Genomic DNA, 21,831 nt, shown 5'->3' with positions numbered 1-21,831 from the left:
ACATGAATGCATGGGTCCCCCTTGTCTCCCACGGGTCCGGTGCGGACTGGAGTGGGATTCCCGGAGGCTATGGGTGATCGATAGCGAAAAACTGTCGCCCTTCGGACGTTGCCGTCGGTGGCGGCAACGACACGAACCGAAGCGGCATTCCCCTCCGGCCGTTGGGACAGCGCACCTGGTCAACTGGCTCACCAGGGTCAATGAGGGCCCAACCCGAAAGGTTGACGCCTCAATCAGGCCATCGGAGTCCATCGTCGGCGGACACCAGAGAGCACTGGGCCACCTTCTCCGGCCGTGACGTCGATCGGCGGGGCCGAATACCCGGACAGCCAGCAATGGCGCCGATAGCCGACTCTCCGCTTGCTGACGCCCACCCCGGTTCCGAAGGTGAGCCACGAGGCTCGTCATTCGTGAGCCGTGGCCGTGTGCCCGCCCGCCCGGCCGCCCGGCCGCCCGCAGGAGCCTGCCGCCGGTCCAAGGGGCACCGGCTACCAGCCTGGGCGATGACCGAAGGAGGACCATATGGACACCGCAAACACAGACCTCGAGTACCTGGTGACCACATTCGACGAGGACGACGACCCGGAGAACCGGATCGGTGAGGCCGTGGAATACGACCTTGCCGTGGCCCTGGAAGAGGAGGACTGAGGATGCCTGCGCACCTGGCCCCGACCCTCCGGGTCCTACGTGAGGAGGTCAACACCCGCTGGCCGCACCGCGACAAGGCGTCCGACGGCTGGATCGGTGACGCGGCGCATCAGGCCCGCAAGTCCGATCACAACCCGGACGGCGACGACCGCTCGGTCAACGCGGCGGACTTCGACATCGACGGGATCGACCCGCTGCTGGTGGTCCGGCATTGCATCGCGCACCCGTCCACCCAGTACGTCATCTTCAACCGGACGATCTGGAGCCGCACGCGAAGCTTCCGGCCGGCTCGCTACACCGGATCCAACCCCCACACCAAACACCTGCACGTCAGCGTCAGCCACACCCGCGCCCTGGAGGACAGCCTGCGCCCCTGGGGCATCGCCACCGCCCAGCCGTCGAAGCTGGGTGACCGGATCCTGCGCACCGGTTGCCGGGGCAGCGACGTACGGGAACTCCAGACGCTCGCCAACCGGGTGGGTGCCCGCCTAGGGGCCGACGGGGTGTTCGGCCCGGCGACCACCGCCTGGGTCCGATCCTTCCAGAAGTCCCATGGGCTAGAAGTCGACGGCACCGTCGGACCGCAGACCCTCGCCGCGCTCCGGGCGGCCACCCGGCCGCCGGCCCCCCAGATGGGCCGGGCGCCCGGATCCCGCACCGTCCGCACCGGCAGCACCGGCGAGGACGTGGGGTTCGTCAAACGATTCATCGGCGCCCGCCGCTGCGGCCCGGCGTTGACCGAGTTCGACGCCAGGACCGAGTCGGGCGTGCGGTGGTACCAGAGCATGCGCGGGCTCACCGCAGACGGCGTCGTCGGCCGCCTCACCTGGGCCGAGATGGGAGTACGCGTCACCTACTAGAACCCTGTTTCATAAGCCTGCTCGGAGCCATTCGTTGATGCTGACGATGTGCAGGCGTGGGAGCGGACGGCGAGTTTGTCGTCTCGGCTGCGAGGGCGCGGTTGCGTTTGAGCTGGTTGATGCCGCACTCGACGGCGTGACGCTGCCGGTAGATGTGGCGTCGAAGCGCGGTGATCGGCCGCCGTGGGGATCCTTCTCTCGGCGGCTGGCGGCTTGGTCGGTCTTGACCAAGGATGGTCGCGGCGATGCCTCGGCGGGCGAGATGCTGCCGGTTGGCGCGGAAGCTGTAGGCCTTGTCGGCCAGGACCCGCCTCTGGTCGGGTACGGGGCCGCCGCGACGACCGGCACACTCGTGGCCTGGGATGCGCGGCGGGCGGATGTTCGGATCGTGCCCTACCACCCGCCAGTCGGCCGTACCGGGCCCGAGCGGCGTCAGGAGCTGCTCGGGCCCGGCTGGCGTGATTAACGGGACCGTACCGCGTAGGCGCGGTAGACGGTCTGCGTGACCTGGTTGCCGGCCCGGTCGGTCAGGGCGACGCGCAGCGCGACGTGGCCCGCAGACGGATTCTCGATCATCACCTTGCCCAGCTGCCTGCCGACGAAGCTCGCCATCGCCGACCACACGTTGGCCCTGCTCCCCCTGGTCTGGACGGACGCCGCACAGGACGCGGCGGTGCTGGCACATCCGTGCGCGCTGCTCGAAGCGCTCGTCGCGCTCTTCGAGGGGGCGTGGGCGGCGGCGAGCCCGTTGGCGCTGTCCGGCGACGGCGCGCCCACCGCGCTCGGCGAGATCTCCGACGAGGACCGCAAATTGCTGTCCCTGCTGGTCGCCGGGATGACCGACGAGACGGCGGGGGCTCGCCTCGGGATGAGCCGGCGCACCGTCGTACGCCGCATGCAGCACCTGATGAAGACCGCGGGGGCGCAGTCGCGCCTGCAGCTGGGGTGGCGCGCCCACGAGCGCGGCTGGCTGTCCGAGACGTGAGCCCCGGTGGCCGCCGCCGCTGCGGCGACGACGACCACGAAGATGAACGGCAGCAAGGCTCCGGCCTTGATCCGCCGCACGACCTGGAACACGCCGCAGCGCCTGGCCAAATGCTGCCAGGCCTTCGGCCTGGGCTACGCCATCCCAAACCGCCCGCGCCTGGCTCAACGCAGCATCGGGCGGCGGGTCGCCGCCGGCGTTCTTCCGCTCAGCAGGTTTCCCGGCGGTCACGCGGGCGGAACGTCTGGGTCCGGCACCGGCTGTAGCCGCTGGCGCTGTCACCCGACACGACGCGGTTCCTACCTGCCTCGGGGGCGGGTGGGAACCGCGTCGTGCGGTCAGGGGCAGTTGACGACCGGGTCGAAGGTGTCGGAGGTGCAGGTGTGGTGACGCCGCCGGCCCGCTGCGCGGCCTGCAGGCGCCGCTGCGCGCCCAGCAGCGCGGCCGCACGTTCACTGTCGGGTATCCGTGGTCCTCCTGGTCATCCACCGACCGGCCCGCGGAGCCGGCCGTGGCGGGGACTCGTCCTCGTTGTCGCCACCGGCGCGCACCTCTTGCCCCCTGTCACTGGCCGTCATCGCATCGGTACCCGAGGTTCGCGTTCCTCCGATGCCAGCCGACGTGTCTGACCTGGAGCCGCTCCGTCACCGGGGCCGCCCCGTCAGGACACTGCGTTGCCAGAAGCGTAACCTCATGGTTACGCTTCTGGGGTGGACGAGGTGGCGGGCGCGATCGCCGATCCGGTGCGGCGGGAGATCCTGCTGATGCTGCGCGACGAGCCACTCTCGGCCGGCCAGATCGCCGACCGGTTCGCGATCAGCCGACCGGCCGTCAGCCGCCACCTGCGCGTGTTGCGCGAGGCCGGCCTGGTACGCGACACGACCGACGGACGCCGACGTGTCTACACACTGGTCACCGCGCCACTCGACGAGCTGGCCGGGTGGCTGGGACGGCTGATGCGCCCGTCGGGCTGGCAGCACCACCTCGATGCGCTGGAGACCGAGGTCTACCGCGCCCGCCGCGAGCGGCACACGGCCACCGGGCGGCACCCATCCCAGAAGGAGACCGCATGAGCCCGACACCCACCGGCCGACTGTTCGGCGACGATCTCGTACTGACCCGCACGTTCCGCGCTCCCCTGGCGGACGTCTGGGCGAGCCTCACCGATCCGGCCCGCACGGCACGCTGGTTCGGCCCCTGGCAGGGCGACGCGGCGCCGGGACGCACGATCAAGGTCCAGATGGCGCACGAGGAGGGCAAGCCCTGGATGGACATGACCATCAACGCGTGCGAGCCGCCGCGCCGGCTAGCGGTTTCCGCCGCCGACGAGCACGGCGGCTGGCACCTGGACCTGGTGCTGGTCGAGAGCGCGGGCGTGACCGAGCTTCGGTTCACGCAGCACCTGACCGGTACGGAGGGCGTCGGCGAGATCGGACCGGGCTGGGAGTACTACCTCGACGCGCTGGTCGCCTCGCGCGCCGGACAGCCGATACCGGACTTCGACGACTACTACCCGGCGATGAAGGAGCACTTCGAGACCCAGCGATAGAGACGCAGGCCGAATTACGCTCGCTGGCGCGGTCGGCGGCATGAGAGTGAACCCGCACCACGATCAGATGCGGCGTAGCACCAGCGTCACGAAGCCCAGAACGTTGCGGTACCCGCGCAACCACTGTTCGCGGTGCTCCCGGGCGACGGCGAGTGCCTCGGCAGCATCCGGATGACCGGGGTTGTCCAGCGCCCACTCAGTGAGCGAGCCGATCCACGACCACTCGTAGTCGTCCCACTCGGCGGCGTCGCTGACATGGCCGTACACCGGCGTCCAGCCGGCCTGCTCAGCAGCGTCGACCAGGCCGGCGAGGTCGGTGAAGTCCTCCGGCTTCGCATGGAGCGCTGCGAGGGCCTCCGGAGTCGGCGGGACTTGCCAAAATCCCTCACCGACCATCAGGATGCCGTCGGCATTCACATGCCGACCGGCCAGCTCCAGCGTCTCGCCGAATCCGCCGAACGCGTGTGTCGACCCGACGCACAGCACCAAGTCGTAATCGCCGTCAGGCACGTACGTCCGAGCGTCGCGCTCGTGCAGCGTCAGCCGGTCGGCGAGGCCGCGTTCGGCGGCGGCGCTGGCGGCACGTTCGAGGGCGTACGGACTGACGTCCACGCCGTCCGCATGCCCGTCGGGGAAGTGAGCGAGGGCCTGCAGCGCCCAGGATCCCTCTCCGCACCCGAGATCGAGGACCCGAGCCTCCGGTTGGCGGCCCGCTCGGCGCAGCAGCCGGTTGAGGTTGACCCCGAAGATCGGGGCCGCGATCGGATGGTGCGAGTGCGCGATGCTGCTGAGCCGCTGACGGTCCACCGCCAGAGTCAACACGATCCCGGTCGACGCCCGCACTCGGATTGTCATGCCACGCGCGCTCGGCGGCAGAAGAGGATGTCGCATGCCCGTAGACGCGGCCCTGGTTGATGAAATCAGATCCATGTCCCAAGGACGGAGGGCTTTCCGCCACGACCAGTAGCACCCGCTCTTTTAACGGCAGGCCCCACGGCCGGCCCCGGCGGAGCGCGTCCGTTCCTTCATGCCGCAGCATGGTCGCCAACTTGCCGAAACTGCGCGGCTCAGCCCGGTGAACGGGGCCATGCACGCTTCGGCTTTCGTGACCGTGCGTGGCGGTCGCATGGACGCTCGGCGGTCATCGGGTTGATCGGCTGCCATCGTTTCGTTACCTTGCACCCATGGTGCGGCCCCACGAAAGGCGGCGGCCGGCCGCCGACGTACGTCACGGGGGCACGTCTTGTCGGACATCGCTGCGCCGCGTCCGGGCTCGTCACGGCTGCTGTTCGCGCTGGCCTGTTCCCAACTCGTTGTCGCGCTGGACTTCTCGATCGTCTACGTGGCGTTGCCCTCGCTCGGCGAGGCGCTGAGCTTCAGCACCGCGACGCTGCAGTGGGTGGTCAGCGCCTACGCGATCGTCTTCGCGGGCTTCCTGCTGCTGGGCGGGCGGCTCGTCGACGCCGTCGGCGGTGGCCGGCTCTTCCTCGCCGCGCATGCCCTGTTCGCGCTGTCGTCGCTGGCGGCCGGCGCCGCCGACGACGGGGCGCTGCTGCTCGCCGGCCGCGTCGGTCAGGGCCTGGCGGCAGCGCTGCTGGCACCCGCAACCTTGGCCCTGTTGAACGGGGGATGGCCGGCCGGGCCGGCGCGGGACCGGGCGCTGGCGGTGTGGGGCTCGACCGGCGCGGTCGGGCTGGCCCTCGGCGTCGTGGTCGGCGGCGCCGTGCTGGCCATGCTCTCCTGGCGCTGGGTGTTCTGGGTAGCCGTACCGATCAACGCGATCTGCGTGGCGGCGGCGGCCGGGCTGCTGCGGGGCGGGGCCGCGTCGGCCCGGCAACGCCTGGACCCGACCGCGGCGCTGCTCGGCACCGCCGCCGTGGTATCGCTCGTCGTGGCGGCCACGCAGGCGTCCGCCGAGCGCCCGTCCTGGAGCGCCGTGGCCGGCTGGGCCGTCGTGGCGGTGGTCCTCGGCGCGGCGGTCTGTGGGCTGCAGTCGCGGCGCCCGGGTGCGCTGGTGCCGGTGGGGCTGTGGCGGGTCGCCACGCTGCGCGCCGCGTGCGTGGTGGCGGCCCTGTACATGGCCAGCCTCGGCGCCGAGTTCTACCTGGTGACGCTGTACCTGCAGCGGGACATGGGGATGGGCACGCTCGCCGCCGGGTTGGCGTTCCTGCCGTTGACGCTGACCATCGTGGCCGGCAACAGCCTGGCCGGGCGGCTGGCCGGCCGCTGGGGTCTGCGCCGCCTGCTGATAGTGGCCTTCGGCGTCGGCGCGGTGGGGCTCGGGCTGCTGACACTCGGCCTGGCTCAGCACGCCTACCTCACCGGTGTGCTGCCCGGGCTGGTCGTGTCCGGCCTCGGGCAGGGGCTCGCCTTCACCGGCATGTTCATCACCGGCACCCGGGACCTGGACGAGACCGCCAACGGCACCGGCGCCGCGCTGGTGACCACCACGCAGTACGTCGGCGGCGCGATCGGCCTGGCCCTGCTGGTGCTGCTGCACGGCCCCGCGCCCGAGACCGCCGACTTCCGCCGGGCTTTCCTCGCCACGGTGCTGATCGCCGCGGTCACCGTGCCGGTCGCGGCGGCGATGCTGCGCGCCCCTGCCGCGGTCCTCACCGGGGCGCGCTCGGCATCCGACAACTGATCGTCCGCACGCTCAAGGGGAGGCAAACGGTGACCATCGCAACGGTGATCGACCGCGTCGACGGGGACGCGGACCTGCTGGCGGCGGCTGCCGCCTACGAACAGCGCTTCGACACGACGTTCGCCACGTTCGTCTTCTTCGACGCCGCACTCCTGGCCGACCTGCACGCCGAGGGCCCGCTGCCGGGCACGGTGGTACAGGCCTCGGACACCGACCCGGCCGTCGCCGACCACGTCGACTCGCTGACCCGCGTGGCGAACCTGGCCACGCAGTCGGCCGACGACCAGGCCCGCTACCTGCACACGCTGGAGGAGATCTACGGACGGCTGGCCGTCTCGCCGGTCGTGGCGTGCCGGGGCGCCGACCTGGTGATCGCGCCGCAGCGGGAGGGGCGGATCCTGGCCGAGCGGCTGGGGTGCCTGCCCGGCGCGGCATCGGCGTGGGCACCGCAGGCCAAGCGCATCGCCGTCCGCGGTGGCCTGCTGGTGGGCTTCGACAGCCGACCACCGGCGACCGTCAACGGCCGGGTCGCGGTGATCGACGGCGTCGTCGCCTCCGGGGTGACGCTGATGGCGGCGCTGCACCTCGCCGCCGCCCCGGGTGCCCGCGTCGACATCTTCACCAGCCACTCCACCGCCGCCGGCGCCCTCGCCCTGGCCCGGTACGCCGACCGCCTCCGGCATGCCACGACGGTGCACGTCGGGCACGTCTCGGGGGTCCTCAACGACCGGTTCTACGCCGTCGACCCCGGCGACCCCGCCCGGCTGGTGCTCGGCGACGTCGGGGACACCATCAGCGGCGTAGCCGACCGTCAGGCGGTGTCGCGGTGACCACGACGCAGGAGCCGGCCGCGCCGGCCATGGGACAGGTGCCGGCCTGGGACCGGTACTTCGGCCTGACCGCCCGCGGCTCCAGTCTGACCACCGAACTTCTCGGCGGGGTCTCGACGTTCCTGGCCCTGTCGTACATCGTCGTGGTGAACCCGGCGATCCTCGCCGAGGGCGGCATCCCGCAGCAGGCGGCGTTCTTCGCCACCGTGGTCGTGGCCGGCCTGGCCACCCTCGCCATGGGGCTGTGGGCGCGGCTGCCGTTCGCCGTCGCCCCCGGCATGGAGATGAACGCCCTGGTGGCGTTCTCCGTCATTGCGGTGCTCGGCTTCAGCTGGCAGCAGGCCCTCGGGCTGGTCTTCTGGTCCGGCGTCGCGATGGTCGTCGTGACGCTGCTGCGGCTGCGGCAGGCCGTCATCGACGCCATCCCCGCCGGCATGCGCGTCGGCCTGGCCACCGCGGTCGGCGTGTTCATCGGCCTCATTGGCCTGCAGATCTCCGGAATCGTCACCGCCGAGGGCGGCCGCGTCACCGGTGTCGGGTCGTTAACCTCGCCGGCCGCGATCGCCTGCTACCTCGGGCTGGCCGTAGCCCTGGTGGCGGACCGGCTCAAGCTGCGCGTCGCCGTACTCGCGTCCATCGCCGCCGCCTCGGGCTACGCCGCCTACGCCGGGCTCACCCAGCCCGCCGGTGGCGGCGACGCCGGCGGCTGGTTCGACGCCATGTTCGCCGTCGACCTCGGGGCCATCGCCGATCCGAAAGCGTGGAGCGTGGTGCTCATCCTGTTCGCGCTTGACTTCTTCGGCAGCGTCGCGAAGGTTCTCGGCCTGTCCGCCCGCACGAGCATCGTCGCCGACGGCGAGGTGCCGGGGATGCGCCAGGCGCTGCTCGTCGACGGCACCGCCACCACCGTCGGCGCCGTCGCCGGCTCCACCAGCTACGTCGCGTACGTGGAGAGCGCGGTCGGCATCCGCGCCGGCGCTCGCACCGGCATCGCCTCGGCCGTCACCGGCCTGCTGCTGATCGCCTGCCTCGTCGCCACGCCCGTGCTCACCTACATCCCGGTGCAGGCCACCACCGGCGCACTGCTCTTCGTCGCGGTCAAGATGCTGCCCACCCCGACCGAGGTGCGCACCATGCCGGGACTGGACGTTGCCACGCTCGCGGCGATGGCCATCGTCACGGTCGCCACCTCCGCGATCGACCAGGCCATGCTCGTCGGGTTCCTCCTACAACTCGGCGCCTGCGCCGCCCGGCGGGTACGGCCTAATCTCGTCATGGTCGTGACCACCGTACTGCTGGCTCTGAGCGTCGTCCTGCAGTACGTGGCCCGCTAATCCCGCACTCCCGAAAGGCAGACCGATGACGGCGGACACCACTGGTCCCCTGATCGCCGACCGAGTCGAGCAGCCCACCGGCATCCCCGAGCGGCTCGCCGCGCAGATGCGCTTCATCGTGGAGGTCGACCAGCTCAAGACTGTGCTGCGGCGCAGCCCGCTGCTCGCCGCCGACCGGCGTGAGAACGACGCCGAGCACTCCTGGCACCTGGCCCTGATGGTGCTGCTGCTCGCCGAGTACGCCGACGAGCCGATCGACGTCGCCCGGACCCTCGCGCTCGTCCTGGTGCACGACCTCGTGGAGATCTACGCCGGGGACAGCTTCCTCTACGACCCGGCCGCCTGCGCCGACCAAGCCGAGCGCGAGCAGCGCGCCGCGGACCGGCTGTTCGACCTGCTTCCCGCCGACCAGGCCGCCGAGTTCCGGGCGCTGTGGGATGAGTTCGAGCAGCGGGCCACGCCGGAGGCGCGCTTCGCCAAGGCGATGGACCGGCTCCAGCCGCTCCTGCTCAACTTCAACAGCCGCGGTGGGACGTGGAAGACGCCGGGGGTCACCGACGCCGTGGTGCGCGACCGCAAGTCGGTCATCGGCGACGCCTCCACGGAACTGTGGCGGTACGGCCAGGCCCTCATCGACCTCGGCGCCGCGCGGGGCTGGGTAACAGCCGCCGCAGCCGACGGAACAACGGCCGGCGAGGCGGCCACGTGAGCGGTTCGGCTACCGACGACGCCATGCTCAGCATGGGTATCCCTGTCGTGAGCTCACGCGGCCGGGTCGACCCCGGTCGGCCGGGGTGTCCCGGCCGACCGACGTTCCAGGCCGACCAGCGGGTCAGGCGCTCAACGCGGTGGTGAGCCGGCGCGCCTCGGTCATTAGCCGGCTCGCGCCGCCGCGCGCCACCACCTCGGCCAGCCCCGGCACCTCGATGCGCACGCCGGTCGCGCCGGCCGTCTCCGCCGCCAGCGAACCCAGCTGGCCGCCGACACTCCGAGGGGGTCCAGCTCCCCGGCGGGCCGCTCCCCTCCCCCAACGGCTACCCCGGCAATCCGATCCAGCCCCCGAGACCCGCCTCATCGATGGTGTCGTACACCGGCGGGCAGTAGGCCCGCGTGGAATCAGGTAGAAGTGACGCCGCTCGTCGAACCACTGCTCGGCCCGATGCGCTGGCACTTCAGCTCGGGCCCGCCCCTCGACCGTGCCGACTGTCGCGGAACTGCCGGGGGGTCATGCCGGTGCGGGCGCGGAAGCGACGGATGAGGTGCCGCTCGTCGCTGAATCCCAGGACGGCGGCAATGTCTCTCGTGCTCATCGACGTGTGCTGCAGCAGTTCCGCGGCGGTGTCCAGCCGGTGCCGGTTCCGGTACTGCTGTGGACCGGCGCCGGCGCGAGCACGGAAGGCTCTACGCCAGGTTTCGTACGGCAGTCCGACCGCTCGGGCCACCTCCGGCATGCCCAGGTGCGTCTCCAGGTCACCCTCGAGCAGTTCCACCGAGCGGGCGAACCAGCCAGCCTGCACGCCTTCCATCGTCCTGCCGGCGGCGCTGGTCGCGTCCACGATGAGCCCCAACAGTTCCAACCCCTCGCTGTCGCCGCCCTCCGGCGACGAGACACGGGGGCGGCGGCGGAAGTCGTCGAAGCGTGCCTGCCACAGGGCCACCGGCAGCGCGGTGTGCACCGGTCGGGCGGGATCGACGACGCCTGACCGGTGGGCCAGCTCGAACAACGGCCCGTCGAAGACGAGGAACGTCTCGTCCCAGGTGGCGTCGCCTGCCGTGCCGTACCAGTGCGGCAGTCCCGGGAAGACGAGGATCAGCGTGCCGGGTGCCACGGGGATGTCATGGGTCGCGTCCCGGTACCGGCCGGCCCCGGCGGTGACGTAGGTCAGGGCGTAGGACGGATAGCTGCGGGGTGCACGGCTCGGGATCCCGGTTCCACCCTCGATCCGCCCCGCGAGTCGTATGTGCCCGAGACGCGCGACGCCGAGTCGGGACACCACCTCTGCGGCGGGTGCCATCCCAGGACGGTAGACCACAACGTACCCCTCCTGCCAGGTCGTTCCGGGAGTGGCCATCAGCCGTCTGGTGGGCTGTCGGTACAGCAAGGCACGACGAAACAGCATCACCGAGCGAAGGGAAGTTCCGCCATGACCCTCACTCACCTGCCGCCGTTGACCAGCCCGTACCCGGTGTCCGCCGCAGACCTGGCGTCGTACCGGCGCGACGGTCACATCCGACTGCGCGGCGTCGCGAACGCCAGCGAGGTCTCCGCCTTCCGTGACGTGATCGCGGACGGCGTACGGCGGCTGAGCACCGAGGACAAGCCGATCGACCAGCGCGACACCTACGGTCGTGCGTTCCTGCAGGTCGGAAATCTGTGGCGGCACGACCCGGCGGCGGCCGAGTTCAGCCTGGCCAGCCGATTCGCGGGCGTGGCCGCCGCGCTACTGGGCGTGGAGCGGGTTCGGCTCTACCACGACCAGGCGCTGTTCAAGGAGCCGCAGGGCGGTCACACGCCCTGGCACCAGGACGCCATGTACTGGCCGCTGGACGGGCATCGGTGCATCACCATGTGGATGCCGCTGGTCGACGTCAGTCCCGAGGCGGGCGGCATGTGTTTCGCCAGTGGCAGTCACACCGCCGGTCCGCTCAGTGACGTCGTCATCTCCGACGCCTCCGAGGAGCACTTCGAACGGCTCGTCTCCGACCGGCGGTTCCCGATCGCGGCGCCGGCTGCGATGGCGGCCGGAGACGCGACCTTCCACTCGGGCTGGACCGTGCACAAGGCGTTGCCCAACGCGTCGAGCGGCATGCGGGAGGTGATGACCGTGATCTGGTTCGCCGACGGCCTGACCGTCACCCCGCCGGCCAACCCGGCGCAGGCCAACGACCTGGCCACCTGGCTGCCCGGCGCTAGGCCCGGTGACGTGGCCGCGACCGAACTGAATCCCCTCCTGCCGACCGCCGGCTGAGCCCGGCCAGCCGCGGGTTGCCGGTCATCGGCCGCGTCGCCGGTGCCGGCGGGCGGACCGGAGAGCACCGGGCTACCGGTGGCCGGGCGTCGGTGCGCCTCAGCGGGCGAGCCGGTGTTCCAGGGCGACGTGCAACCGCAGCCGCGCATCAGGGTCCTGCAACCGGGCGCCGAAGAGCCGTCGGAGCGTGCGGAGCCGGTATCGGACCGTTTGCGGGTGCGCATGCAGCGCCGCCGCCGTGGGGATCACCTGGCCCTGAGCGCGCAACCAGGCGTACAGCGTGTGGGCCAGGGTCTCCCGCGTGGCGCTCGGCAGCTCAGAAAGCGGCGCCAGCTCCTGTGCGGCGAGGAGGTCGGTGAGCCCCGTTTCCCACTGCGTGATCAGCTCGAACAGGTGGTCCGCGCAGACCAGCAGGTGATCGGCCGGCAACCGTCCGGCGCCCTGCAACAGCAGGGCCCGCGCGGACAGACGGTACGACTGCCGGGCCGAGGCGAGCGGGACGTTCGGGCCCAGCGCGGCGCGCCGGCCGGCGAGAACGTGCCGCAGCCGGGCGAGGCGCCCGGGCGTCTCGGGATCGGCGACAACCAGCCGCACGGCGTTGTCGATCACCGTGGCGACGGTGCCGCCGCCCACGGCGCGTGCCAGGTGGTCGGCGTCGCCGCTGTCGACGGCGGCGACGGCCACTGACGCGGGCAGGGGCCAGCGGGCCGCGTGGGCGGCGGCGCGCAGGACGGTATCGCCCGGCGGGTCCGCCTGGACGAGCAGGGTGATGAGCCGCCGGCGGGCCACGGCCCAGTCGTGTGAGGTGTCCTGCTGGGCTTGCAGGTAGCCCTCGGCCGCGGACCCGGCGAGGGCGTCGACGTAACCGAACAGGGCGGCGGCCAGCACATAGAGCTCTTGCGGGGACAATCGGTCGACGCCGGACTCGACCAGGAACGACCAGATCTCGCGGGCCCCGATCGTCAGGGTGGCGCGCAGCGCGTCGACCTGGTGGCCCTCGAAGAACTCGGTGCGTCCGAGGGCCCGGAACACCGCCCTGGTGGGTTCGAGGTCGCGGGCCGGGTCGGCGACGGCCTCGACGAACTCGGTCACCGCGGTCTCCACGCCCAGGGACAGCCCGCGCCCCTGGTCGCCGGTCAGCGAGCGACCCTGTGACCGCATCTCCGCGCGAACGGTGTCCAGCAGCCGTGCGTGCAGGGCGTCGCGGCTGCGCCTCAGGTGCTCGCCGACATGGGTGCCCAGGGTGGCGAGCCGAGGCTCGATGTCGCGGACGGCATCCGACACGGGTCCCTCGCTTTGTCACACCGGTGATAAGAGCCACCCAGATTTTCGTCACTGCACAACTCCCATTTGGCAATGGGGTCCGTAAGGCTGGGCTGGTGGACACAGATGTGATTGTGGTGGGTGGCGGCCTGGCGGGTCTCGTCGCAGCCGCCGAGGCAGCGGATGCCGGCGCGCGAGTGGTGCTGCTCGATCAGGAGCCCGAGCAGAATCTCGGTGGCCAGGCATTCTGGTCGTTCGGCGGGCTGTTCCTCGTCGACTCGCCGGAGCAGCGGCGGATGGGCATTCGCGACTCACGCGAGCTGGCCTGGCAGGACTGGCTGGGCAGCGCCGCGTTCGACCGGCCGGAGGACCACTGGCCGCGCCGGTGGGCCGAGGCCTACGTCGACTTCGCCGCGGGCGAGAAGCGGGCCTGGTTGCGCGCGATGGGTCTTCGGCTGTTCCCCGTGGTGGGGTGGGCGGAGCGCGGCGACGGCCGGGCAGAGGGCCACGGCAACTCCGTGCCCCGTTTCCACATCACCTGGGGCACCGGTCCCGGCGTGGTCGAGCCGTTCGAGCGCCGGGTCCGCGAGGCCGTCGCCCGCGGCCGGATCGAGCTGCGATTCCGGCATCGAGTGGATGGTCTGCTCACCACGGCGGGTGTGGTCACCGGGGTCCGCGGCACCGTGCTGGAGCCCAGCGCGGTCGCACGCGGCGTGACCAGCTCGCGGGTCGCGGTGGGCGATTTCGAGTTCAGCGCCCCAGCGGTGATCGTGACCTCGGGCGGCATCGGTGGCAACCACGATCTGGTCCGCGAGGCCTGGCCGGCCCGGCTCGGCAAGCCGCCGAAGCACATGGTGACCGGTGTGCCGGCGCACGTGGACGGCCGCATGCTCGGCATCACCCAGGCCGCCGGCGGCACGATCATCAACCCCGACCGGATGTGGCACTACGTCGAGGGACTGCACAACTTCGACCCGATCTGGCCCGGGCACGGCATCCGGATCCTGCCCGGCCCGTCGTCGCTGTGGGTGGACGCGAAGGGCCGCCGACTGCCGGCGCCGTTCTTCCCCGGCTTCGACACCCTCGGCACGTTGCAGCACCTCATGGCCACCGGCCATGACCACAGCTGGTTCGTGCTCACGCAGAAGATCATCGAGAAGGAGTTCGCTCTCTCCGGTTCGGAGCAGAACCCGGACCTGACCGGGCGCAGCGTCCGTCAGGTCCTCGGCCGCATCCGTCCCGGCGCACCGGCACCGGTCGAAGCCTTCAAGCAGCGCGGCGCCGACTTCGTCGTCGCCGACACCCTCGCGGAACTCGTCACCGGCATGAACAAGCTGACCGACGAGCCGCTCATCCAGCTCGCCGACCTCGAACGTACGATCGTCGCCCGGGATCGGGAAATCACCAACCCGTTCACCAAGGATGCCCAGATCACCGCGATTCGCGGGGCCCGCGCCTACCGCGGGGACCGGCTGGTCCGGGTGGCCACGCCGCACCGGCTGCTCGACCCCAAGGCGGGACCGTTGATCGCCGTACGCCTGAACATCCTCACCCGCAAGACCCTGGGCGGGCTGCAGACCGACCTTGCCGGCCGGGTTCTGCGGGTGGACGGCGAGCCGCTGCCCGGACTGTACGCCGCGGGCGAGGTCGCCGGGTTCGGCGGCGGCGGCATGCACGGCTACAACTCGCTGGAGGGCACCTTCCTCGGCGGCTGCCTGTTCTCCGGCCGCATCGCCGGCCGGGCCGCCGCGGCGGCGGTGCGCTGATGGGCGTACAGAGAACATCCTGATCACGGGCGCCAGCGCCGGACTGGGCGCCCGGATGGCCCGGGAGTTCGCCGCCCGCGGCCGAGACCTCGCGCTCTGCGCGCGGGGGGTCGACGCCCTGAAACGCCGGCCTCAGCCGACCGGGTGCTCGACCGCCGCCGGACGGTCTCCGAGCCCGGTCGCCGGGCCGCGTCGTCCCACCGGGCGCTGCCGTGATCGCGAAGCTGGTCGTTGCTCGCTGGTTCCTTCCCCGGCGTCGGGGGCCGCGACGGGTGGCGTGGTCCGACTCGCCGCGGTGTCCACCAGGTCCGGCAGGTCCCGCCCGGCCACCAGGGGTAGCTCTCGCGTGACGGACGCGATCGGCCCCGGCTCACCCGCCGGGTCAGCGACTCGGGCGACACGTGCCTGTCCCCTGGCGGCTCGCGACGTCGGAGCCGCGCTACGGGCCGTTGCGGGCGGCGCGGTGTCGGCCGGCTTCGCGACCGAGCCTGGCGCGTCCGTGGCCGGCTGCGCCTCCGCCCGGTTGGTGGCCGACCGGCCTGCAGTGTTGCGTGGCGTTCGGCGCGGTGCGGCTGCCGGCAGGAGCGGGGCGATTTCCGCGTGCAGGGCCGCCCAGTCGGAGGCGCGGGGCGGTTCGGGCTGATCCGTGGTCGAGGTGAGCTGGCCCGCGCTTCCGGACCGCTCCACTTGCCGGTCGGTGCGGTGCGGCGTCGCCGGGGACCGCTCCGATCCCGGTCGCTCGGCCCCGTCTCCCGCCTGCTCGGTGGCGCTCGCCTGCTGCACGGCGTCCCCGGCCGACTCTGGCCGCGCTGAGCCGCGGGAGGCTGCGTCCGCCGCGGGTGCGGCGTCCGGCGAGGGGGCCGCGACGGCGAGCGGCTCGGGGGCGTGGGCGAGCAACCGCTCCGGGGCGTCGGCGAGCAGCCGCGCGGCCGAGGCCAGTGCGGCGGGGTCGGGTTGACCGCGCCGACGCCACCACCGCCGGCGGCCGCGTACCGGCAGGTTCCCGGCCAGCACGCGCGCAGGTGCCAGATCGGCGGCGATCAGCGCGGTGAGCCCGTCGTAGTCCGCCTGCTCGGCCAGTCGCCGCGCGATCTCGTCGAGGTCGTACACCGCCACGGCGATGTCCGCGGTGGTGGCGTCCAGCGCTCGACTGATCTTGCGGTGCAACACCTTGCTCAGCGCCGCCTGCCGCCGCTCGGCGCGAATCTGCGCGCGCGCCGCGTCGAGCGACCCGTACAGCCCCAGGCCGGGGTCGGCCTTGGCCAGCGAGCGGGCACGGCGGGTCAGCCACGGGCGTCGCAACCAGTGCCCGACCGGTTCGTAGGCCGGCGTCGTGGGTGGCAGCTGCCGCACGGCGCGCAGCCGGTCCCGCCGCTGGTTCTCGGTGTTCATCAGCCACACCAGATAACCGAGCAGGGACATGCCCGCGTAGAAACCGCCTTCGAGGTGGTTGCTGTGAGCCAGCCAGTTGAAGGCGACCGCGGCGGTCGCGATGCCGGCCGACAACACGCGGGACATCATTGCTCGTTCGCCTAGTCGACGGCGTACATCGGCGTTTGCCAGCACCACAACGCCGCCCAGCTCCAGCGCTCCAACTGCGGGAAGGGCGACGTACCAGGGCATGCCGAGCCGTTCCATGGCCCCGGACACCTGGCCGCCGAGGGCGACCAGCAGCACGACAACGTAGAACCCGGTGCGCAGCACGGCGACGTGCCGCACCGTTCTGGCCAGCTCCGCGTCCCACGCCTCCGGCCGGTCAGCGCCTGGTGCCCCGCCAATTGAGTTTCCGCCGGCCATCCGGGTCCGGTCCGATTCCTGGAACACGCCGAGCAGGTTCCTCTCTCACTCCGGCCCCGGCCTGACCGGCGCCGCAGCCGCCCGACCCGGCAGAGCCGCCCACCGAGTCGTACCAGAGCCGCGCTCTGGCTGCCGGCCGTCGTCCGCCGCATGCTACAAGGTCGCGGGCCGAATTGGAGATTCCGAATACGACGCCGGGTGCGTCGGGTCGCCCCTGCCGCGCCACAACGCGAATCATCCGTGCTCACCCGACACGCACCGCCACTGAGTAGCCGCGGTCGGTTGGTCACCGCGTGGACCGTAGCGATCGCCTGGCCCGGATCCGCATCCCGGTCGCTGCCGGTGCCGTAGCGGCCGGCGACGCCGGACAACTCGGCGAGGACCAGCCGTTCTGCCTACGGCAGCGAGGGCACGTGCACCACCCGCTGAACCTTCCTGCACGGCACGGCAGCGTCAGGGGCTGATGACCCTCGCATCGAGCGTGGTCCCGCTGCCGTCGTCCTCGTGCCGCGGGAAACAGTAGTACTTCCCCACGCAACGTCCCGCTGACCCTGTTCTGCGCGTCCAAATCCCCCACGACCCGGTACACCGCGGCGTGTTGGTTCTACTGCACGTCCTCGGCGAACACCGTGGTCGACGGGGAGAACAGCTTGTCCCGGCTGGCGTCGTGGCAGCGCTCGGTCGCCTCTTCCTCAGCGGTCGGCACGAGCATGTGGACGACCCCGCCGACCAAGGTCAGCGCGACCACCACGGCGGCGGCGATCCAGAGGCGGCGCCGCGACCGGCGGGGGGTGGGCTGGCCGGCTAGGGTGCGGTGGACCCTGCGGGCGCCTCGGGGGTGTGCTGGGCGGGGATGCCCGCCTGGTCGTCGCGGCGGTCGGCGGGGGCCGTCATGCCGGGCACCGTACTCGCGCTGGTCGATGGCCATCAGGTACGACAGGGGCGGAACCACCCGCCGGCAGGCCGGGGAGGGGTCGGGTGGTCCGCCCCTGTCATCTGGACGCTCGCACCGGCATTCCGGTCTACCTGCGCCGGTCGGGTGTGCGGCGTTACGTCTGGTCGCGGTCTGGTCGGGTCATGTCGCGGAGCGCGTCCTGGGCGGCGGCCCGGCGCAGGTAGTCCCGGCGCAGCCGCCGTCGGTCGCGCCGGCACCGTCGGCAGGCCCATGGCATCGGCCACCACCGGCCGCAGCTCCAGCACCGCCACGGGTCCACATCACTCCTAGCGCTCGGGGTCGCCAGGTGCGTCACGTCTCGCACCTGGGATGCGCTCGCGTGGCCTGCGGCGGCTGGGGCGGGACGACATCCGGAGAGGTGCGTGGCCGGGGCACCACCGGCGGCGGCTGGTCCGCGATCTGCACCTCCGGCAGGTCGAGGGCCTGCGCCGCGATCACGAAGGCGGCTTGCCCGTTGAGGACCAGCCGCAGCGCCACCATGCCCGGGGCGACGGCGGTCACGTGTTAGCCGCGGTTGAGGGCGTGCCGGGCAGCGGCGGGCTGCCGCCGCGCCTGGTCGTCGACGGGCATGACGATCACGGCGCGGGGAGACTGCGGCTCGCCACCAGGTGCAGCTGCGGGCCACGGTTCCGCAGGCTGCTCTACCAGGACGGCCGCCGATTACCCGAGTAGCCCTTCGACAGGTCAAGGAGGCGACGTACCTGGTAGGACAGGACGCGGCCCTGCCCGAGCGACAGCACGACATCCCGGCCGCTGCCACCGGGCGCCGCGTCAACGCAATCGAGGTGTGGCGTCCGCAAGGGCAGGACCTGGTGCGGTACCGCGATGTAGATGTCTTCGGACTGCCCGCGCCGGAGGCGTGGAGCGGCCAGGCTACGACGAGCTCTTGGCCCGGCCAGGCTACGACGACACGCCCGCCGAGGCAGTGGCCCGGCTCGCCGCTGGCGGCGAGCCGGGCCACTGATTCATCTGATTTGCGCTCGGTATCGCCTAGCGGGTCGCACCCATCGCGGCGCACCGGGGCGACCATCACCCCGAGCCGCCGATCTCCTGGTGCTCATCGTGGCTGGGTAACTCGCAGGTGTCGTCGTTCGGCCAGCTCCTCCGCGCTGACCACGGTCAGAACCGGGGTACCCGGCGGCGCGAACATGGTCACCACCAGCTGCGACTGTGCGTCCGCAAGGTTGTTGGCGCCCTGGTAGTGGATCACGTCGCCCCCGGGTTCGAACAGGGCGTCACCGGCCTTGAGCACCCGGGGCGGCTGCCCCTCCAGCTCGAAGAGGACCTCGCCCTGGGTCACGTAGCCGAAGACCGGCCCGGGGTGCCGGTGCGGCGGCGCACCGGGGTCACCGGGCGACAGGGTGACCCGGATCGTCCTGGCCTCGGCGCCCGCCGGGATCAGGGCCGCCGCCTCCGGCAGAGTCGTGATCACCTCAACGCCTGGGGGCAGGTGTGCCTGCTCAGCGCTCATGTATTCCTCCAAAACGAGAGTTTCTACAGGAAGGACAAGACGTCCGTCCTGTTTGTGACAGCCCTACGCGGCGCACCTACCCGGGGACCGCCGGAGATCCGGTCGCCCGAGCGGATGAGGCACTCAGCTGACGAGTCGGCACTCCTACCGGGTGATCCTCGTACTGCCGCGGCCGATCGACTCGACCGTGGCGGTCCAACGCCGCCATGCTGCTGGCGATGGCCGGCATCGCCTGTGCCTGGTTGCGCTTGTCGGCGGTTCTGAACGACGCGAGCGCGCGAGGGCTTTGTGGGATCGCTTCCTCGTGCGGAAGCTGTTCCCTACGGGTGTGCGGCGAGTTCAGTTCCACCTGGCGAGCGCCCTGCAGATCTTCGAGCCGTTTCACCAGGTCTCGCGCCCGCTGGAGGTGCTCCATCGCCTGGTCGAGGTCGTGCAGCCGGTACAACGCTCCGGCCAGACTGCGCTGCACGTGGGCCTGCGCCTGTGGATCGCCGTCGGCGGTCGCCCGGGCGAGCCCGCTGCGCCTGGTCGCCGCCAGGTCCAACGTCCCGCCGGTCAAGTCCAGGAAGTTCTGCATGGTGCGCGCGACGTGCCAGGCGACCCGGGAGGCTCCCTGCGCGCCGGCCTGCTCGACAACGGCTGCGAGGACCCGTTGTTCGGCCTCGAACCAGGCCATCGCCTCATCGTGGCCGGCGAAGCGCAGCGGTGTCACCCCGGGTCCGGGCGCCGGTGGCTCGGGCGCGGGGAGTTGCGGATCGAACTGCAGGTGGGCGTGGTACGCCGAGGAGCGGTAGTGGTCGAACAGGCGCCTGATTGCGGCGCCACGCTCGTGCGGTGTGTCCTCCTCGTCGCTGAGGCCGGCGGCGTACGCCCGCACCAGGTGGTGTACCTGATGCCGGCCGGACCGGATCTGGGTGAGCATGTGCGTGGCCAGCTCCGCCATGAGGGTTGTGCCGGTGGGCGGATCGACACCGGCGAGGCTTGCCGCCACATCCGCGGTCAAATCGGGGCCGGGGTGCAGTGCCAGTAGCCGGAACAGGCGTGCCGCCGGCTGGCTGAGCGCTCGATACGACCAGGAGAACGCCTCCGTCAAGCTCGTCTCAGCGCTTCCACTGAAGCTGTCGAGGCGGCTGCGCGGTGCCGCTAGTTCTGCGGCGATCTCTGCGAGCCGTGTTGCTGGTAGGGCCGCGGCACGAGCGGCAACCTGGGCGAGGGCCAGCGGCAGTCGCCCACAGCTGGCGATGATTTCACCGACCGCTACCGGCTCTGCGGCGATCCGCTCGGCGCCCAGCCGCCGGACCAGGTACTCCCCCGCCTCGTCGGGCGGCGGCAGGTCCACCGGCAAGGGATGGGCCCCACCGGTGGTGATCAGGTCGGTGAGCCGGTTACGGCTGGTCACGATGGCCAGGCTGCCGGGGGTGCCGGGCAGCAGATGCCTCACCTGCTCGAAGTCTCGGCAGTTGTCGAGCACGATCAGGACCCGCCGCCCGGCGAGGATGCTGCGGTAGAGTCCGGCCAGCGCGTGCAGTTCGGTCGGCGCGGTCTCCCGCGGTACGCCGAGCGAGCTCAGAAATCCACGGAGCGCCTCGACGGGGCACATCGCAGAGTCCTGGGCGGCGAAGCCGCGTAGGTCGGCGTAGAGCTGCCCGTCCGGGTACCCGGCCGCGAGAAGGTGTCCCAGACGGATCGCGAGCGTGGTCTTGCCGACGCCCGGCATCCCGTCGAGGGCCAGCGCCACGGTGGCCCGCCCGTGCCGCCGGTCCTCCTCGAGCAGCGCCTGTGCCCGGGTCAGGATGTCTGTCCGGCCGCCGAAGAACGGGTGGTCCGGCGGCAGCTGAGCTGGTGTCGGCGGTGGGTTCACTGGCCCGATCGCTTCCTCGCCGTCGGCGCGCGAGTGGGCGAGCGGGCTGGCGGCGACTGTTCCGAGCGGTGGTGGCGCGCCCCACCATTCGGCCGAGGTGCGCTGGTGCAGCAGGCGGTCGTAGGCATCGAGCAGCTCGGGGCTGGGGTCGATGCCCAGTTCATCGCCGAGCCGCCGGCGGACCTCCTGGAAGGTTTCCAGGGCCTCGGCCTGCCGGCCGTCGGCGGCCAGCGCGAGGACGAGGCGGGCCTGCAGCGCCTCGTCGAGTGGGTTCTGCCCGGCCGCCTGGCGGAGCGCCGGGATCACCAGGCGCGCCTGACCGCCACGCCGGGCAGTGTCCGCAGCATCCCGGACGACCTGCGAGTACTCGGCATCTATCCCGGCGAAGGCCGGATGGGCGCGCGAGTCCGGATCCAGGCCCATCGTGCAGGAACCGCGCCACAGTGCCAGCGCCTCGGTGTAGAGCCGTACGGCCGGGCCGGTCTCGGGCGCCTGCCGGGCCTGGGCTACCAGGCGACGGAAGCGCAGCAGATCGAGCGACTCCTCGTCGACCCGCAGTTGGTATCCCGCCGCATGCCGGGTGAGGTAGGTACCGACGGCGCGTACCGGCAGGTCGGGCTCGATCAGCCTCCGTAGGGTGCCGATGTAGCGATGGACGACGTTGACGGCGCTTGTCGGCGGGGCCTGATTCCAGATGGTGTCGACCAGGTCCGTGAGGCCGACCACCGATCCGCCGTGAGCCAGCAGCAGGGCGAGCACCAGCCGCTGTTGACGGCCACCGAGTTCGAGATCGGCGTCACCGCGCCGGGCTCCAACCGGGCCCAGGATGGTGAACCGCACTGCCAATGCCGACTCAGTCATGACCCGCCTTCGCCGTCCGCCCCCGGCCGCCCCGGGAC

General features: G+C 71.9%; 19 protein-coding genes. 12 read left to right on the top strand and 7 right to left on the bottom strand.

The annotated features are described in order from the left end of the window. The first annotated feature begins 522 nt into the window (after positions 1-522). From V6U79_RS05915 to V6U79_RS05890, 6 genes are all read left to right on the top strand, one after another. Entirely contained in the window at positions 523-648 is a 126-nt protein-coding gene (locus V6U79_RS05915) for a hypothetical protein (RefSeq protein WP_334521415.1), read from the top strand. Positions 649-650: 2 nt separating this feature from the next. Continuing rightward, positions 651-1,508, top strand: a complete 858-nt coding sequence (locus V6U79_RS05910; protein WP_334521417.1) for a peptidoglycan-binding domain-containing protein — start codon at positions 651-653, stop codon at positions 1,506-1,508. 34 nt (positions 1,509-1,542) lie between these two features. After that, positions 1,543-1,974, top strand: coding sequence for a hypothetical protein (locus V6U79_RS05905; RefSeq protein ID WP_334521420.1), 432 nt, complete (start codon positions 1,543-1,545; stop codon positions 1,972-1,974). Positions 1,975-2,088: 114 nt separating this feature from the next. Then, on the top strand, positions 2,089-2,493 hold the full coding sequence (locus V6U79_RS05900; protein ID WP_334521423.1) for a helix-turn-helix domain-containing protein: 405 nt from the start codon (positions 2,089-2,091) through the stop codon (positions 2,491-2,493). 710 nt (positions 2,494-3,203) lie between these two features. Then, the gene (locus V6U79_RS05895; protein WP_334613782.1) at positions 3,204-3,566 is read left to right on the top strand and encodes a metalloregulator ArsR/SmtB family transcription factor; all 363 of its coding nucleotides are present in this window, start codon (positions 3,204-3,206) and stop codon (positions 3,564-3,566) included. Next, positions 3,563-4,042 (top strand): SRPBCC family protein, encoded by a 480-nt coding sequence (locus V6U79_RS05890; RefSeq protein ID WP_334613781.1) that lies wholly within the window; start codon positions 3,563-3,565, stop codon positions 4,040-4,042. Before V6U79_RS05895 ends, V6U79_RS05890 begins: the two co-directional genes overlap by 4 nt. Positions 4,043-4,105: 63 nt before the next feature. Here V6U79_RS05890 and V6U79_RS05885 read toward each other — a convergent pair whose 3' ends face one another. Further along, on the bottom strand, positions 4,106-4,897 hold the full coding sequence (locus V6U79_RS05885) for an SAM-dependent methyltransferase (RefSeq protein WP_334613779.1): 792 nt from the start codon (positions 4,895-4,897) through the stop codon (positions 4,106-4,108). Positions 4,898-5,285: 388 nt separating this feature from the next. Between V6U79_RS05885 and V6U79_RS05880 the strand changes: the two genes are divergently transcribed. Genes V6U79_RS05880 through V6U79_RS05865 form a run of 4 tightly spaced genes read left to right on the top strand, consistent with a single transcriptional unit; the run spans position 5,286 to position 9,559 of the window. Then, positions 5,286-6,686, top strand: a complete 1,401-nt coding sequence (locus V6U79_RS05880) for an MFS transporter (protein ID WP_334613778.1) — start codon at positions 5,286-5,288, stop codon at positions 6,684-6,686. Between the two features lie 29 nt (positions 6,687-6,715). Next, the gene (locus tag V6U79_RS05875; protein WP_334613777.1) at positions 6,716-7,516 is read left to right on the top strand and encodes a hypothetical protein; all 801 of its coding nucleotides are present in this window, start codon (positions 6,716-6,718) and stop codon (positions 7,514-7,516) included. Continuing rightward, positions 7,513-8,850, top strand: coding sequence for an NCS2 family permease (locus V6U79_RS05870; protein ID WP_334521455.1), 1,338 nt, complete (start codon positions 7,513-7,515; stop codon positions 8,848-8,850). Before V6U79_RS05875 ends, V6U79_RS05870 begins: the two co-directional genes overlap by 4 nt. 25 nt (positions 8,851-8,875) lie before the next feature. Continuing rightward, entirely contained in the window at positions 8,876-9,559 is a 684-nt protein-coding gene (locus V6U79_RS05865) for an HD domain-containing protein (RefSeq protein ID WP_334521458.1), read from the top strand. 463 nt (positions 9,560-10,022) lie between these two features. Here V6U79_RS05865 and V6U79_RS05860 read toward each other — a convergent pair whose 3' ends face one another. Next, complete coding sequence (locus tag V6U79_RS05860) at positions 10,023-10,865, bottom strand: helix-turn-helix transcriptional regulator (RefSeq protein ID WP_334613776.1); 843 nt, start codon at positions 10,863-10,865, stop codon at positions 10,023-10,025. Positions 10,866-10,994: 129 nt separating this feature from the next. Between V6U79_RS05860 and V6U79_RS05855 the strand changes: the two genes are divergently transcribed. After that, the gene (locus V6U79_RS05855) at positions 10,995-11,819 is read left to right on the top strand and encodes a phytanoyl-CoA dioxygenase family protein (RefSeq protein WP_334613774.1); all 825 of its coding nucleotides are present in this window, start codon (positions 10,995-10,997) and stop codon (positions 11,817-11,819) included. A 99-nt stretch (positions 11,820-11,918) separates the two neighbouring features. On the opposite strand, the gene V6U79_RS05850 is transcribed toward V6U79_RS05855, so the two are convergent. Beyond that, positions 11,919-13,103, bottom strand: coding sequence for a PucR-like N-terminal domain-containing protein (locus V6U79_RS05850; RefSeq protein ID WP_334521466.1), 1,185 nt, complete (start codon positions 13,101-13,103; stop codon positions 11,919-11,921). Positions 13,104-13,198: 95 nt separating this feature from the next. Between V6U79_RS05850 and V6U79_RS05845 the strand changes: the two genes are divergently transcribed. Next, positions 13,199-14,848 carry an FAD-binding dehydrogenase gene (locus V6U79_RS05845; RefSeq protein ID WP_334613772.1) on the top strand — a complete coding sequence of 550 codons (1,650 nt, stop codon included), beginning with the start codon at positions 13,199-13,201 and terminating at the stop codon, positions 14,846-14,848. Between the two features lie 132 nt (positions 14,849-14,980). Here the strand turns inward: V6U79_RS05845 and V6U79_RS05840 are convergent, their stop codons facing one another. The 4 genes from V6U79_RS05840 to V6U79_RS05825 form a co-directional block, all read right to left on the bottom strand. Then, positions 14,981-16,672, bottom strand: coding sequence for a hypothetical protein (locus V6U79_RS05840; RefSeq protein WP_334521469.1), 1,692 nt, complete (start codon positions 16,670-16,672; stop codon positions 14,981-14,983). A 1,219-nt stretch (positions 16,673-17,891) separates the two neighbouring features. Beyond that, entirely contained in the window at positions 17,892-18,101 is a 210-nt protein-coding gene (locus V6U79_RS05835; protein WP_334613771.1) for a hypothetical protein, read from the bottom strand. A 556-nt stretch (positions 18,102-18,657) separates the two neighbouring features. Beyond that, positions 18,658-19,071: a cupin domain-containing protein gene (locus V6U79_RS05830; RefSeq protein WP_334521477.1), complete on the bottom strand. Its 414-nt coding sequence runs from the start codon at positions 19,069-19,071 to the stop codon at positions 18,658-18,660. Positions 19,072-19,147: 76 nt separating this feature from the next. Further along, positions 19,148-21,793, bottom strand: a complete 2,646-nt coding sequence (locus V6U79_RS05825) for an AfsR/SARP family transcriptional regulator (RefSeq protein ID WP_334613770.1) — start codon at positions 21,791-21,793, stop codon at positions 19,148-19,150. Positions 21,794-21,831: the final 38 nt, after the last annotated feature.

It is taken from the genome of Micromonospora psammae, assembly GCF_036902725.1.
Classification (GTDB): Bacteria; Actinomycetota; Actinomycetes; order Mycobacteriales; family Micromonosporaceae; genus Micromonospora.
The sequence above is the reverse complement of the archived record's forward strand: the minus strand, read 5'-3'. Positions and strand labels throughout refer to the sequence as shown.

Excerpts from the sequence above, each read along its gene's own strand:
- V6U79_RS05915 (WP_334521415.1), top strand. The coding sequence starts at position 523 with ATGGACACCGCAAACACAGACCTCGAGTACCTGGTGACCACATTCGAC.
- V6U79_RS05910 (WP_334521417.1), top strand. The coding sequence starts at position 651 with ATGCCTGCGCACCTGGCCCCGACCCTCCGGGTCCTACGTGAGGAGGTC.
- V6U79_RS05890 (WP_334613781.1), top strand. The coding sequence starts at position 3,563 with ATGAGCCCGACACCCACCGGCCGACTGTTCGGCGACGATCTCGTACTG.
- V6U79_RS05885 (WP_334613779.1), bottom strand. The coding sequence starts at position 4,897 with ATGACAATCCGAGTGCGGGCGTCGACCGGGATCGTGTTGACTCTGGCG.
- V6U79_RS05865 (WP_334521458.1), top strand. The coding sequence starts at position 8,876 with ATGACGGCGGACACCACTGGTCCCCTGATCGCCGACCGAGTCGAGCAG.
- V6U79_RS05860 (WP_334613776.1), bottom strand. The coding sequence starts at position 10,865 with ATGGCACCCGCCGCAGAGGTGGTGTCCCGACTCGGCGTCGCGCGTCTC.
- V6U79_RS05855 (WP_334613774.1), top strand. The coding sequence starts at position 10,995 with ATGACCCTCACTCACCTGCCGCCGTTGACCAGCCCGTACCCGGTGTCC.
- V6U79_RS05830 (WP_334521477.1), bottom strand. The coding sequence starts at position 19,071 with ATGAGCGCTGAGCAGGCACACCTGCCCCCAGGCGTTGAGGTGATCACG.
- V6U79_RS05825 (WP_334613770.1), bottom strand. The coding sequence starts at position 21,793 with ATGACTGAGTCGGCATTGGCAGTGCGGTTCACCATCCTGGGCCCGGTT.